Source organism: Microbacterium sp. Y355 (assembly GCF_059445345.1).
The window spans coordinates 3,058,281-3,071,963 of the sequence record NZ_JCAIUD010000001.1; the positions used below are offsets into that span (position 1 = coordinate 3,058,281).

General features: G+C 60.7%; 12 protein-coding genes. 10 read left to right on the top strand and 2 right to left on the bottom strand.

Features of this window, described 5'->3' with window-relative positions; all coding sequences use genetic code 11:
- From AC1C2O_RS14765 to AC1C2O_RS14790, 6 genes are all read left to right on the top strand, one after another.
- The gene (locus AC1C2O_RS14765; RefSeq protein WP_495431194.1) at positions 1-1,191 is read left to right on the top strand and encodes a bifunctional 2-methylcitrate synthase/citrate synthase; all 1,191 of its coding nucleotides are present in this window, start codon (positions 1-3) and stop codon (positions 1,189-1,191) included.
- The gene (locus AC1C2O_RS14770) at positions 1,191-2,375 is read left to right on the top strand and encodes a thiolase family protein (RefSeq protein WP_495431195.1); all 1,185 of its coding nucleotides are present in this window, start codon (positions 1,191-1,193) and stop codon (positions 2,373-2,375) included. The genes AC1C2O_RS14765 and AC1C2O_RS14770 overlap by 1 nt, the downstream gene beginning before the upstream one ends.
- Positions 2,376-2,410: 35 nt before the next feature.
- A complete protein-coding gene (locus tag AC1C2O_RS14775; protein WP_495431196.1) occupies positions 2,411-3,163 on the top strand; it encodes an enoyl-CoA hydratase in 753 nt (250 codons plus the stop codon).
- 140 nt (positions 3,164-3,303) lie between these two features.
- Complete coding sequence (locus tag AC1C2O_RS14780; protein ID WP_495431197.1) at positions 3,304-3,888, top strand: nuclear transport factor 2 family protein; 585 nt, start codon at positions 3,304-3,306, stop codon at positions 3,886-3,888.
- A 127-nt stretch (positions 3,889-4,015) separates the two neighbouring features.
- On the top strand, positions 4,016-5,512 hold the full coding sequence (locus tag AC1C2O_RS14785; RefSeq protein ID WP_495431198.1) for an aldehyde dehydrogenase: 1,497 nt from the start codon (positions 4,016-4,018) through the stop codon (positions 5,510-5,512).
- A 39-nt stretch (positions 5,513-5,551) separates the two neighbouring features.
- On the top strand, positions 5,552-6,583 hold the full coding sequence (locus AC1C2O_RS14790) for a zinc-dependent alcohol dehydrogenase family protein (RefSeq protein WP_495431199.1): 1,032 nt from the start codon (positions 5,552-5,554) through the stop codon (positions 6,581-6,583).
- A 198-nt stretch (positions 6,584-6,781) separates the two neighbouring features.
- On the opposite strand, the gene AC1C2O_RS14795 is transcribed toward AC1C2O_RS14790, so the two are convergent.
- Together AC1C2O_RS14795 and AC1C2O_RS14800 are read right to left on the bottom strand one after the other, a co-directional pair.
- Positions 6,782-7,744, bottom strand: coding sequence for an alpha/beta hydrolase (locus AC1C2O_RS14795; protein WP_495431200.1), 963 nt, complete (start codon positions 7,742-7,744; stop codon positions 6,782-6,784).
- 5 nt (positions 7,745-7,749) lie between these two features.
- Entirely contained in the window at positions 7,750-8,703 is a 954-nt protein-coding gene (locus AC1C2O_RS14800; RefSeq protein WP_495431201.1) for an NAD(P)-dependent oxidoreductase, read from the bottom strand.
- A 217-nt stretch (positions 8,704-8,920) separates the two neighbouring features.
- On the opposite strand from AC1C2O_RS14800, the gene AC1C2O_RS14805 reads away from it, so the two are divergent.
- From AC1C2O_RS14805 to AC1C2O_RS14820, 4 genes are all read left to right on the top strand, one after another.
- A complete protein-coding gene (locus AC1C2O_RS14805) occupies positions 8,921-10,021 on the top strand; it encodes an ABC transporter substrate-binding protein (RefSeq protein WP_495431202.1) in 1,101 nt (366 codons plus the stop codon).
- A gap of 123 nt (positions 10,022-10,144) precedes the next feature.
- Positions 10,145-11,875 (top strand): ABC transporter permease, encoded by a 1,731-nt coding sequence (locus AC1C2O_RS14810; RefSeq protein ID WP_495431203.1) that lies wholly within the window; start codon positions 10,145-10,147, stop codon positions 11,873-11,875.
- Positions 11,876-11,938: 63 nt separating this feature from the next.
- Positions 11,939-12,328, top strand: coding sequence for a carboxymuconolactone decarboxylase family protein (locus AC1C2O_RS14815; protein ID WP_495431204.1), 390 nt, complete (start codon positions 11,939-11,941; stop codon positions 12,326-12,328).
- 151 nt (positions 12,329-12,479) lie between these two features.
- On the top strand, positions 12,480-13,664 hold the full coding sequence (locus tag AC1C2O_RS14820) for an MFS transporter (RefSeq protein ID WP_495431205.1): 1,185 nt from the start codon (positions 12,480-12,482) through the stop codon (positions 13,662-13,664).
- Positions 13,665-13,683: the final 19 nt, after the last annotated feature.

The window sequence follows — 13,683 nt, forward strand, 5'->3', positions numbered from 1 at the left end:
ATGGCTGACAACGACATCAAGAAGGGCCTGGCAGGGGTCGTCGCTGACGAAACTGCCGTCAGCAAGGTCAACCCCGAGACGAACAGCCTGCTGTATCGCGGCTACCCGGTGCAGGAGCTGGCGGCGACCCAGCCGTTCGAAGCTGTTGCGTACCTGCTGTGGCATGGAGAGCTGCCGACTGATGCCCAGCTGGCGGATTTCCGCGCCACCGAGCGCGCCAACCGTGCGTTGTCGCCCGCCGTCAAGGATGCGATCGATCGCCTGCCGATCGACTCGCACCCGATGGACGAGGTGCGCACCGCGGTCAGCGTGATCGGTGCGATCGAGACGGCCGGCATCAGCAACGTTCTGGATGCCGTCGGAACTCCCGAGGAGAACCTCGAGCGCAGCCTGAAGCTGTTCGCGACGCTCCCGGCGATCGTGTCGTACGGCCAGCGTCGTCGTCGTGGCCTTGAGATCGTCGAATCGCGTGATGACCTTGACTACGCCGCGAACTTCCTGTGGCTGACCTTCGGCGAAGAGCCTTCTTCGGTGGTGGTGGATGCATTTAACAGATCGATGATCTTGTACGCCGAGCACTCGTTCAACGCATCGACCTTCACTGCGCGTGTGATCACCTCGACCCTGAGCGACCTGTACTCGGCAGTCGTCGGAGCGATCGGAGCGTTGAAGGGTCCGCTGCACGGCGGTGCCAACGAGGCCGTGATGCACATCTTCGATGAGATCGGATCTGCTTCGGAAGTCGCTGGATGGTTGGATACCGCGCTGGCGGAGAAGCGCAAGATTATGGGCTTCGGTCACCGCGTGTACAAGCGTGGTGATTCGCGCGTGCCGACGATGAAGGCGGCGCTCGACACTCTGGTCGCGCACTATGACCGTCCGGATGTCGCTGAGCTCTATGACACCCTCGAGAGCGAGTTCGTCTCACGCAAGGGCATCTACCCGAACCTCGACTACCCGTCGGGTCCGGCGTACAATCTCATCGGCTATGACACGCTGACGTTCACGCCGCTGTTCATCGCATCGCGCATCACCGGCTGGACCGCGCACATCCTCGAGCAGCAGGCATCCAATGCGCTGATCAGGCCGTTGTCTGCGTACAACGGTCCGGATGAGCGTCACATCGAAGAGTATATGCCGGACACCGCGGCGATCGATGTGCTGGAGCGGGCTGAGGAAGCGGCTGGGTGATGGCTGCCTCTCGGGAGAAGATCGCGATCGTCGCCGGGGCGCGGACCCCGGTCGGTCGTTTTGGCGGGGCGTTCAAGGACACTCCTGCGCATGAGCTCGGTGCTGCGGCGACGGTTGAGGCGCTGAAGCGCTCGGGTATCTCGGGTGACCGCGTCGGCGAGGTCGTCATCGGCAACATCGGTCAGGTTGCGGGGGATGCCTATATCTCGCGTCGGATCGCTTTGTCGGCGGGGCTCGACGTGAACACTCCGGCATTCACCGTAAACCGACTGTGCGGCTCTGGTCTGCAGGCCATCTGGTCGGCGGCGCAGGAACTGCTGTGGGGCGGTATCGACGTCGCTGTCGCCGGTGGCGCAGAGAACATGACGCGGATGCCGTTCTACGACTTCAACGCGCGGTTCAACGACCGGCTCGGACATCGCCAACTGCTGGACGGCACGATCGCGATGCTCACGGATCCGTTCACCGAGAAGCACATGGGGACGACGGCTGAGAACGTCGCGTCTCGTTTCGGTGTGACGCGGGAAGAGCAGGATGCTTTCGCGCTCGAGTCGCAGCGACGGGCAGCGACTTCCGAGGCGCAGGCGGCTTTTGTTGAAGAGATCGTGTCGGTGACTACCTCAGGGCGCAAGCCCGTTGAGGTGTCGCGAGATGAACACCCGCGACCGGATACGTCTCTGGAGACGCTGGCCGGGTTGCCGGCTGCGTTCGCTAAGGAGGGTACGGTCACGGCAGGCAATGCGTCGGGAATCAACGACGGTGGTGCAGCGACGGTGCTGATGCGCGAAGCGGATGCTCGTGCCGAGGGCGCACCGGTGCTCGCGACGATCGAAGCCGTGACGACTGCGGCGCTCGAGCCGGAGATCATGGGCTACGCGCCGACGCTGGCGCTGAAGAAGCTCTTCGCTCAGACGGGGCTCACGCCAGCCGACATCGACACCGTCGAGTTGAACGAGGCGTTCGCTTCGCAGGCACTTGCGGTCATTCGTGATGCGGAGCTCGACCCGGCGAAGACGAATCCTTATGGAGGAGCGATCGCACTCGGGCACCCGGTCGGCGCGACCGGAGCCATCCTTACCGTGCGCGCGGCGTTAACGTTGCAGCGCACAGGCGGGGAGTACGCCGTCGTGACGATGTGCATCGGCGGCGGGCAGGCGCTCGCCGCGTTGCTGAAGCGGGGCTAAATCGATTGCAGATAGAGCGAGAGAGCGGGCATGGCATGAGCAAAGTCACGATTGAACGGTATGAGACTGGCGTTCGCGTCTTGACGCTCAGTGACCCGGAACGTCGCAATATCCTCGATGCTGAGATGTGCGCCGCTCTCTTTGGTGCTGTGCGCGCGGTCGCAGCCGACGTAGACGCCAAGGTGCTTGTAGTCACCGGGGCTGGCACGGCGTTCTGCGGCGGCGCGGACATGCCGGCGGTGTTTGGTGCCCGTGACCGCTCTGTCTCGCAGTTGAGGGATAACTTGCATGAGGTATACGCGTCATTTCTGGCGATTAGGGATCTGAAGATCCCTACGATATCTGCAGTGCACGGGCCGGCTGTGGGCGCAGGACTGAACCTCGCTATGGTTTGCGACATCCGCGTTGCTGGTCCGGATGCTGCCTTCTCCGCGACGTTCTCGCGGATTGGACTGCATCCCGGCGGCGGTTGCACTTGGTTCCTTGTGCAGGCCATGGGCGTCGACCGAGCGCTCAAGATGCTCCTGGACGGTGGCACCAAGCGTGGTGCGGATGCCGTGAGCAGTGGGCTCGCCACTCATTTCGCCGAAGATCCGCTGGCAGAGGCATTCGCACTTGCGGAGCGCTATGCCGCGCTGGACATACATTTGCTGCGCGACATTAAGAGTGCAGTGGGCATTGCTGCCACGACCACGCTGGATGCGACGCTTGAATTCGAATCGTGGGCGCAGGCGTCCGCCGCGACCAAACCTGAGGTGCACGAGTACATCGTGACGTTCCGGAAATGAAGACGATGAGGTCGAGGGCTTTAACTCCCTCATCTTCCATGCCCCGGGCTCACTCTCGACGACACTGACGATTCGCGCTACGCTATTCAGGATGCGCATTCAGAATTGCGTACGCACATTCAACGTCGAGTGGAGAGAACATGGACCGGGAATTCGTCCGACCGCGCGGAGCGCGCACCGTCGAAGAGCTGCTCGCTCACAACCAGATCAATGCCGTCCTCGCCGCGTACTGCCAGGGGGTGGATCGTAGAGACTGGGATCTGGTTCTGTCGTGCTATCACGATGATGCGATCGACGACCATGCACAGGTTCGCGGCACACCTGCCGAGTTCGTCGAGTGGATGAAGCCCAATCACGAGTTCGTCTCGACGTCGATGCACTTCCTCTCGAACGTTGCGATCCGCATCTCCGACGACGACCCCAATCGTGCTCGAGTCGAGTCTTACTTCTCTAGCCAGAAGACCGTTGCTGGCGCCAAGAATGACACGTTCTTCAAGGACGTCGGATCGGATGAGCCTCTGCGTCGGACTGTCGCCGGAAGGTACATCGATACCTTCGAGAATCGTGATGGCATCGGTTGGCGAATCGCGCGGCGAGTGTTAGCGCTGGAGTGGGTGCGCCAGGAACCTAACGAGAACTACTTTTCGCTGGACGACGGCATGTCGAAGGCGCGTCGCGATGAGAGCGATCCGCTATACGAGTCTTTTATTCTGCCGAGCGAGTGACTGCGAGCGGCTGCGGGCTGGGATTCGAATCTCTGCCCGCAGGGATGCACACGAGTAATTACGTAATGTAGTACGCTGATTCGTAAATGTGAACGGCAGCGCCGCCGAACGCTGAGAGGGCATCGCAATGGAGTGGCAGGGTCAATTCGACAAACTGTTCATTGGCGGAGAGTGGGTAACGCCCTCTGGTCATGACCGGATCAGTGTCGTGTCTCCGTTTTCCGAGGAGCTTGTGGCGACGGTGCCCGATCCCTCCAGGGTCGATGCAGATCGCGCAATCGCCGCCGCACGCAAGGCCTTCGACACCGGCCCGTGGCCGCGAATTGCGCTCGAAGAGCGGATGACAGTGATACGCAAGCTCGCCGAGCTGATGATGGAATCCGAAGGGCTCATCGCCCAGGTGATCTCAGCGGAGATGGGTTGCCCGATCTCGCTCGCGGAGGTGATGCAGTCGCGAAACGCCCGAATCCTTGTTGAGGCTTACCTCGCAGGAGTTCCCGATGTCGCGTGGAGCACCATCCGCCGCTCGCCGGGAGCGCAGGCGCTCGTGACCCGTGAACCCATCGGCGTGGTTGTTGCAATCACTCCCTGGAACGCGCCGATCCTGAGTATTTTGATCAAGATCATTCCAGCGCTTCTCGCGGGTTGCACGGTGGTGGTCAAACCATCGCCGGAGGCGCCTCTGAGTTCGTATCTTCTTGCTGAGCTCTTCGAACGCACAGGCATGCCCCGAGGCGTCTTGAGCATTCTTCCGGCTGGACGCGAGGTTGGTGAGTACCTGGTCACCAACGCAGGAGTGGACAAGGTCTCGTTCACGGGATCGACAGCTGCGGGCAGGCGGATCGCGTCGCTCTGCGGGCAGGACCTAAGACGGGTGACGCTCGAGCTCGGCGGAAAATCTGCCGCGGTTGTACTCGACGATGCGGACATGGATCTGGTCATTGAGAACATTCGCACGCTTTCGCTGCGCAACAGCGGCCAAGTCTGCTCCAACAAGACGCGACTCGTCGTGCCACGATCGAAGGAGAGCGAGTTCAAAGATCGACTCGTCGCGATGATGACGTCACTCCCCGTAGGTGATCCCTCGGATCCATTGACTCAAATCGGGCCGATGGTCTCGAGAGTTCAGCGTGAGCGGGTCGAGGGGTACATCGAAATTGGGCGTTCAGGTGGGGCAAGTGTGCTGGTCGGTGGCGGGCGTCCTGCAGGGCTGCGACGCGGCTGGTTCGTGGAGCCGACCGTATTCAGTGGCGTCACCCCTGAGATGCGTATCGCGCAGGAAGAGATATTCGGTCCGGTGTTGGCGGTCATGGCCTACGACACCGAGGACGAGGCTATCGCGCTGGCAAACAGTACGCGATACGGACTTAGCGGATCCGTCTTCTCGGCTGATGAAAACCGCGCGCTGGCAGTCGCTCGGGGCATGATCACCGGGGCTGTCGAGGTGAACGGTCGGCCCGTGGGCTGGCACGCACCCGTCGGCGGAGTCCGGGACAGCGGCATCGGCCGCGAGGCGGGCCCAGAAGGCTACGAGGCGTACGTAGAGCTGAAGTCGCATGGCGTCAGCGCGGAACTCGCCGCGCGCCTCGAAACAGAGATGTTGCGACGTACAGCACCGAAGTGAGCCCCAGTGCGGTCGTTCGGATGACAGAAGGAGACATAGATGCGTGGCGTCATATTCACGGGTGAGTCGACCCTCGAGGTCCGCGAGTTCCCGGATCCGGTCCCCGGCCCCGGCGAGGTGGTTGTTCGCATCCGCGCGTCGGGCATGTGTGGTTCCGACCTTCACCCCTACCGAGGGGTGAAAGTCGCGGAGGACGCAGACTTGGTCATCCAGGGCCATGAGCCGTGCGGTGACGTTGTTGCCGTCGGCCCCGGCGTTCCCGAGCGCCTTGCAAAAGCGGGGGATCGGGTACTCATCCATCACTATTGGGGGTGTGGAACCTGTGCCGATTGTCGCACGGGATGGGTGCAGATGTGCACCGGAATGCCACCGCGCGTGATGACTCTGAACGAACATGGCGGACATGCCGACTATGTCAAGGTTCCCGTCGACGTGGTCATGCCGCTTCGGGAAGAGTTGAGCTATCGCGCTGGAGCAGCGATTGGCTGTGGTTTCGGTACTGCATGGGGCGGGTTGTTGCGTATGGGAGATCTGTCAGGGAAAGACATCGTGATCTTCGGACAGGGACCGGTGGGGGCATCCGCGACGATGCTGGCATCCGCGCGCGGTGCGCGCGTGATTGCCGTTGATATTGCTCCGGCGCGCCTGGAACAGGCCAAGCGGTTCGGAGCGGATGTCGTCATCGACTCGCGCAACGTCGATGTAGCCGACGCGGTGCGCGACGTGACCCGGGCTCGCGGCGCGGAGCTCGTGATGGAGACGTCCGGGCGCACGCCGGTCGCGCAGAGTGCGTTCGATGTTGTCTCGACTTGGGGCACGATCTGCTTCATCGGCATGGGTTCGGAGGTGACATTCCGGACGGCGGAGACGCTGCGCCGCCAGCTCACGATGGTCACATCATGGACCTTGTCGACGCCAGAACTGATTCGCTGCGCGGACTTCGTTGCGGACCGGCAATTGCCGGTTGACGAACTCTTCTCGCATTCGTGGAGTTTGGACGACGCTGAGGCCGCATACAAGTGGTTTGATCTGCAGGCCGATGGGAAGGGCGTCTTCGAGACGGAGGTCTGATCCGACTTTCATTCCAGGTGAGGGTGCTAGTTGACCCGGATCGTTGTTGACATACGAGGCACCTCCGGGGCCGAGTTGGAGCTGTCTCTCAGCCCGTCTAGTTCTGACGAACGAACTGTTGCCAGGCCAGTCTGGCTCGATTACTGCAACCTAGACAGAGCCCACGTCGGCATCGGAGGCAAACCCCCGTCGACCGAGTCAACAATGGTCGAGGTCAGTGCAGCTAGATGTCCTGAGCCTGCGGAGAAAGACATCGATGCCGTCCCAGCTTCGTCGTCGATTGCGGTGCAGATTGAAGGAGTGCCCCATGTCTGGGATCTCGTCAACCACGACACTTGCTCGACTGTACTGGAGTGCTTCTGACCTACCGTAAGCGGCAGGCAGGATCGGGTCGTGCTCTCCGAGCTGGATCAGCACGGGTCCTGCTATCTGCGCAAATCCCGCGTCCGGGTCGTCTTGTACGGGGATGCAGTCGCGCCATAATCCACTCGGCGAGGCGGTTCGCAGCACCTGATTATCGACATCGATGACATCTGGATCTGCTTGCGGGAGGTGGTAGAAAATCAGGCGCGAATCGCCGGGTACCAATGCATAGGGCTCTCCCAGCAGCGACTCACGTGCTCCGCTTGCCCAAGCAGTCCGTGGTCGCTCTGGCGTAAAGCCTGTGGCGGTGACGACCAAGGCATCAGCTTGCGGCCATCTTGCGTGGGAGAAGACATTGATGACCGCGCCCATCGAGTGCCCGACAAGCGCGATATGCGTCGGCGCTCCTCCCGGAAACAGACCCGGTTCCTCTCGCGCGGCCGCAACCGCGTCTGCGATGGCCCTCGCGGTGGTGCTGAGGCGCACCGAATGACCATCGGGACGATCGCTCTCACCGACGCCCGGAAGGTCGATGATCAAGAGGTCATACCCCTGCCTCGACATGAAACGCGCGTACGAATAATCCTCACCGTTGATGACGGGTGCATCCCAGTACCTGTGATCATAAGAATTTCCATGGACCAGGATCTGCAGGATGCCGTTTCGATTCCGCTCCGCTGGGATGACATGCGCGGCGAGAAAGCTGTGTTCATTCGCGCCGAACGCTATCGGGAACCGAAGGATTGAGGGATCACCAGACGGGGCGAATGCGAGGGGGACGCTTTCAGGCCGCACCATGATGTTCAGCTTTTCGAATGTTCGATGCGCGCCGCCAATTCGTCGCGGTCGACGGCGATCTCTACGCCCGCACGCTCAAGCTGGAGTGTCAGGTACGCGCGACCATCCTTCTGGCCGAGCCCGCGGCCGAGTGCCTCGGTCATCTCTGCGGCCACTAGTCCCGACATGCGCATCGGCACGCCTAGGTCGCGCCCCAGACGGGCTGCAAGATCGACATCCTTGAAAGCGATGTCGAGACTGATTGCGGGATTGTCGTAGTCACCCGGCAGAAATTGTGCCGTAAGCATGCTCAGCGCAGAGGCCTTGCCGACCATTCCCAGCCGCAGCGCCTCCCAGAACTGAAGGGGGTCTATGCCCGCCTTTGTCGCTACGGAGAATGCTTCAGCCATTGAGGACATAAACAGGTGACCCATCATGTTGTTCATGAGCTTCACCACGGTGCCCGAGCCTCCGGGCCCGCAGTAGAACGTTTTGTCGCCCATTGCTCGGAAGACGGGATCGAGTCGGTCATAGACCGCTCGTTCGCCCCCGACCCAGAATGCAAGATCGCCGGAAGCAGCCCCCGCCGGCCCGCCACTGACCGGTGCGTCGAGGACGTCGATGCCTCGCGCTGTGCATGCGATCCGGATCTTTGTTGTCAGATCGTGAGAGTTCGTCGACAGATCGACAAGAGTATTCCCTCGTGTCAGTGTGCTCATCAGCCCGTCGTCAGCAAAAACGACTTCTTCGATCTGCTTCGGCCCTGGCAGTGACATGAAGACGATGTCGGAATTGTCGCCCAGGTCTGCCACACTCGCTGCGGCCGTGGCGCCGGCGTCAACAAGAAGCTGACGAGCCTCCGGTGAACGATCGAATACCAGAAGTTCAGGGTGGGCCTCAGCGAGGTTGAGCGCCATCCCGCGCCCCATGCGCCCTAGTCCAATGTAACCAATTTTCACGGAGACTCCTTCGGCTCGCATTCGGTAGTGTGAACCACCCTACGACATTTTGGACACGTTGACGGGGCTGAGTATGTGGATGGTTGCACGGGCGGACCGCATGAGCGTTCGTAAACACGATGCAAGATTCATGTTGACGAACGAGCTGCATCCGAGTTACCGTGTGCAGGTCCAGTATCTCGACCGCAGAGTCACTCGCCGGATGAGATCGATCACAAAACGAACAGAGGGTTGAGCAATGGCGTTCATCTCAGGAAACCGGCCGAAGGCCGCACGGAAGACGTTGACAGCGATCGGAGCTCTCGGTGCCGCCGCTTTGCTTCTGACGGGATGTGGAGGGGCCGATCCATCCAACCCAGGCTCCGATACGGCCGGATTGCAACCGGGGCCGCCAGTCGGCGTTGACCAGGCACAGTGGGACGACATCGTCGACGCGGCAAACGCCGAGGGCGAAGTCATCTTCTATCGTTCCCTTGCAGGTATGGAGGGCGTCATCGATGACTTCGAGAAAGCATTCCCCGAGATCACGGTCGTCGACTCGTTCGCGGCCACCGGAGAACTCGTACAACGCCTAGACCAGGAGATTGACGCTGGCGTTGCGGGTGCAGACGTGACCATGCATGCCTCCCCACTATGGTTCATTGACCGTGGAAATGAGGAACTCTTCGGTGGACTTTCCCTCAGCCCAGAAAACCAGGAGGAGGGATGGGAAGAGCGTTTAGAAGGCAAGAGCTATGGGCTCATCTACGGTTTCCCATCAACTATCGGGTATCGCACGAGTAGCCCCGAACCCAGCACTATCAAAGAGCTTCTGGATGCCGATCCCAGTGTGAGCATTGGTCTTGTTGACCCGGCGATCGCACCCTCTGTTGGATACGCTTTCAAGCTGCTGCAGGATGAATATGGCGATGAGATCCTCGACCAGCTCGCGGCCGCGGACTACAAGATCGAGGCGAGTAATACCTTCCTCGCGCAGTCCATCGGGGCCGGGTCATTCGAGTACGCGTATCCGAGCCAGAGCACGACCACGTCAGAGCTCAAGGCCAACGGTGCGCCGATTGATGAGGCGCTACCCACAGAAGCCCTCACCGGTGCGTACTACAACGTTGGCATCCTCAACAATGCAGCACACTCGAACGCAGCCACTGTGTTCGCGAACTGGGTGATGAGCCGCTCGGGGGCAGAGTCCTTCGTCGAGAATGTTTCACCGGCTACTGTTCCACTCGACGTCGAGGGGGCCATTCCTTGGGGTGACATCCGCGCCTTCGACCCAACTGAGTGGACGACCGAGCGTTGGAATGAATGGATCGCCGAGGAGTGGACGCCCCGCTTCGGTTGAGCCAATAGGCACCGGATGGTCGCGACGCGTGCCGTTTCGAGCATCCGGTGCCACCCCAGTTGTTGGGTTACTAAAGCTCATCGACTGGACATGAAGTATCCAGTTGAGACATCAGGAGATCAGATGCCGACCACAACGCCTTCAGCGCCTCACGTCGACACGACCGTCTTGCGAACATCGCGGCGTGCGGAGCCCCGCCGTCGCGATGCGACTAGTGCCATTTGGTACCTGTTCGCCGCCGGTCTTGGATTGGCAGTTATCGGCCCGGTGGTGCTTTTCTTCCTGAGGGTATTCGAAAACGGAAGCGCAGCGCTCACCGATATTTTCGAAGTGCCCGATATTTGGGGAACCCTCTGGACGACGTTCCTCCTGGCCGCCGGATCCACCATCATTGGTGCAGCTTTGGCGGTTGGCCTCGCGGCGCTGGCCCTCCGCGTGCCGCCGAGTCTCAGGGCGTTCGCCCGCCTGTTGCCAATGATTCCGCTAGTTATCCCGCCGGTTGCATTCATCTACGGGTGGATCTTCCTCTTCGCGCCCGACGTGGGCTACGTCAACACGCTACTTCGCGCTACGCCGTTCTTCGGCGATAACACGGACGGGCCGTTCAACGTCTACACGGTAACGGGGATCATCCTTATCGTGGCGGTCGACATGGCGGGTATGGTGTTCGCCTTCGTTTTCCCGCGCATGCAGGAGATCAACGGCTCTGTTGACGCTGCTGCTCGGGTCGCTGGCGCATCTGGTACTCGCAGTTTCATGACGATCACCTTTCCGCTGATCCGGCCAGGTTTGGTCGCCGGTATGGTTGTCGCATTCTTGATTGCTATGGGCCAATTCACTGCGCCCCTGTTCCTCGGACGCAGGGACAACATCCGGGTTGTTTCCACAGAGATATTCCGGCTTCGCGAGCAATTTCCCATCGACTATCCGTTGATCGCTGCGTTGGGGCTCCCCCTCTTGGCCTTCGGTGTCATCGCCATCCTCATCCAGCGTCGGGTGGTAGGTGATCAAAGGCGTTATATCACCCTCGCTAGCGGACGGGGTGTCGCGCGGAAGACCTCACCACTCGCAGGGGCTTGGGTCGTAGGGTACGCGATCGTCGTTGTTGGCCTACCCATGATCGCTTTGGCGCTGGTGGCATTCTCGCCGTATTGGAGTGGCGACCTTTTCAACCTGTCATTTACGGCTCACAATTTCGAGATTGTTTTCAGCGATCGTCGCGTTGGGCAAGCGGTTATGACGAGCGTGGGGGCATCCTTGCTCGCTGTAGTGGTCGCGATCCCGCTTGGGTTCACCGCCGCGATGGCGATGAGTGGGGTGATTCGAGCGCCTCTGTTGGTTACGAAAGTCTTGGACTTCATCTTCATCGCACCGTTGGCGGTGCCTCGTGCGGTCCTCGGCGTCGCGATCCTGTTCGTCTTCATTCGGCCGCCGTTCTCGATGTACGGGACGATTGGATTGTTCGTGATTGGTTATATCTTCATTGCGTTCCCCTTCGTTCTCCGCTCGCAATATTCGAGTCTGATCGGCGTAGACAAGTCGATGTTCGAAGCGTCTAGGGTCACCGGCGCGAGTCAATGGAAGATGATTCTGACGATCGCCCTACCGGTGGCGCGCAAGGGAATCGCCGCCGCGCTTGCCTTGGCGTTTGTCATGCTGACGAACGACTTCGCTGTCTCTGTGATGGTTCAGTCGCCCGGTCAGCAGGTGATGGGCACGCTTCTTTATCGTTTCGAACAAGAATCGTCAGCACCTTCGATCGCGGTGCTGTCTCTGATCATGTCTGCTGTCACGGCCGGAATTCTTGCGATCACGCTTCGTATCGGAGGGAAAGCCGCACTGGAAAGCCTCTGAGTGGAGGCGCACTCGGTGACAGAAGAATCCCTTGCCGTCTTTTTGCAGAGAAGGACCTGACGAATGATCGACAACAGTGAACGCTACAAACTTGGTGAACAGATCCGCAGGGAGGTGAACGGTGATGCGGTCGTTGACCGCATCATCGCCAAGACCGACGAGTTCGAGCAGCCCCTACAGAACATGCTGAATGAGTACTGCTGGGGCGACGTGTGGGGCCGCCCAGAGCTGGATCGGCGCAGCCGAAGCATTCTCAACATCGGGATGCTTGCCGCGCTCAACCGGACGGACGCCTTGGAGTCCCACATTCGGGCTGCGATTACAAACGGCGTCAGCTGGGCTGAGGTCCGGGAGTGCGTTCTTCAGATCGCCGTTTATGTGGGCATGCCAGCTGGTTTGGGGGCGATGGCTGCCGCGCAGAAGGTGCGCGCGGAAAATTCCGCTGAACGTTGAGCAATACATGGCAGGTCTGACCGTCGTGGACGATGCCTCGGTGTAAATCAGCTCGCGAGGGTCGAGATAACTTCGGTTCCGCGTCAAGTTCGAAGATCGGTAACAATTGCGTAGGCGCACGCTCCCTCGCCCCGGCGGCGCGGCGCTGGCTGTGATTGGCATCGTGCTGTTCGCTTTTTCGATGCGGACCGCGGTGGCCTCGCTATCACCGCTCTTCTCGTTGATTGAGCGCGATTTTGCCGTCCCGGAAGTCGTCATCGGTTTAATCGGAAGCGCGCCTCCCGCGTGCTTCGGAATCTTTGGGCTCCTGGCTCCCGCGCTCGAGCGGCGATTCGGACTGGAGCGTGTTTCGTCCGTTGCGGTCGGAGTTGTGTCGCTGGGCACGATCGCCCGCGCACTTGTGAATGAGCCCATAGGTTTGCTGATGTCGACCACGGTGATCTTCGCCGCAGTCGGGGTGGGCAACGTTGTCGTGCCTCCTCTGGTCAAGAAATACTTTCCTGGGCGAATCGGACTCATGACGACGGTTTACGCCACGGTCATGGCCTTTTCTACTTCTCTGCCCCCACTAGTGGTCGTGCCACTGTCAAACACATTCGGATGGCGCTTGTCAATCGGCGTATGGGCCATCTTCGCTGCGGTGGCGACGCTTCCGTGGGTAGCGCTCTTGGTGCGAGAGCGTCGGAACGCACCTGCTCCAATAGTGGAGCGGGTCCACTCCAGCGTGGTTCAACGTCTGCTCAGCGTTCCCTTGGTCTGGGCGTTGATCGGAGGACTATTGGTCGGGTCCACTGTCGGGTACGTTCTGATGGGCTGGTTGCCGACAATGCTGGTGGATATCAGTGGGATATCTCCCGGAGGTGCTGGACGACTACTTGCGCTGTTCGCCTTCATGACCGTTCCGTGCGCGTTGCTAGGGCCTGTCATCGTGACGCGCTTTCGGGCCCCTGGTCCTGCATACTTCGTCGTGTGCGTGTCGACGGTGGTTGGACTGCTCGGACTTCTCTATGTGCCGACGGTAGCGACCTGGGTATGGGTCGCCCTGACGGGGTGTTCACACGCGCTTGGGCCCATGACGCTTGCCTTGCTTGGGTTGCGCGCACGTTCTCATGAGACTGCAGTGTCTTTGAGCGCACTTGTTCAGAGCCTAGGTTACGGGCTGTCGGCAGTCTTCCCTCTGATGATTGGCGTCCTCTACAGGACGAGTGGCGGCTGGGTCGTCCCTCTTTGGTTGCTTACTATCGTGACGCTTGCGCTTGTTCCCGTGGGTATTACTGCATCCCGACGCACGCTTGTGGAGGACGCTTGGGAGGCGCGGCACGGGAAGCCATGGTGAGATCTTGACCGATCCAAGT

What these genes read in the sequence shown, in the direction of transcription:
- AC1C2O_RS14765 (WP_495431194.1), top strand. Translation starts at nt 1, where the DNA reads ATGGCTGACAACGACATCAAGAAGGGCCTGGCAGGGGTCGTCGCTGAC.
- AC1C2O_RS14770 (WP_495431195.1), top strand. Translation starts at nt 1,191, where the DNA reads ATGGCTGCCTCTCGGGAGAAGATCGCGATCGTCGCCGGGGCGCGGACC.
- AC1C2O_RS14775 (WP_495431196.1), top strand. Translation starts at nt 2,411, where the DNA reads ATGAGCAAAGTCACGATTGAACGGTATGAGACTGGCGTTCGCGTCTTG.
- AC1C2O_RS14780 (WP_495431197.1), top strand. Translation starts at nt 3,304, where the DNA reads ATGGACCGGGAATTCGTCCGACCGCGCGGAGCGCGCACCGTCGAAGAG.
- AC1C2O_RS14785 (WP_495431198.1), top strand. Translation starts at nt 4,016, where the DNA reads ATGGAGTGGCAGGGTCAATTCGACAAACTGTTCATTGGCGGAGAGTGG.
- AC1C2O_RS14790 (WP_495431199.1), top strand. Translation starts at nt 5,552, where the DNA reads ATGCGTGGCGTCATATTCACGGGTGAGTCGACCCTCGAGGTCCGCGAG.
- AC1C2O_RS14795 (WP_495431200.1), bottom strand. Translation starts at nt 7,744, where the DNA reads ATGGTGCGGCCTGAAAGCGTCCCCCTCGCATTCGCCCCGTCTGGTGAT.
- AC1C2O_RS14800 (WP_495431201.1), bottom strand. Translation starts at nt 8,703, where the DNA reads ATGCGAGCCGAAGGAGTCTCCGTGAAAATTGGTTACATTGGACTAGGG.
- AC1C2O_RS14805 (WP_495431202.1), top strand. Translation starts at nt 8,921, where the DNA reads ATGGCGTTCATCTCAGGAAACCGGCCGAAGGCCGCACGGAAGACGTTG.
- AC1C2O_RS14810 (WP_495431203.1), top strand. Translation starts at nt 10,145, where the DNA reads ATGCCGACCACAACGCCTTCAGCGCCTCACGTCGACACGACCGTCTTG.
- AC1C2O_RS14815 (WP_495431204.1), top strand. Translation starts at nt 11,939, where the DNA reads ATGATCGACAACAGTGAACGCTACAAACTTGGTGAACAGATCCGCAGG.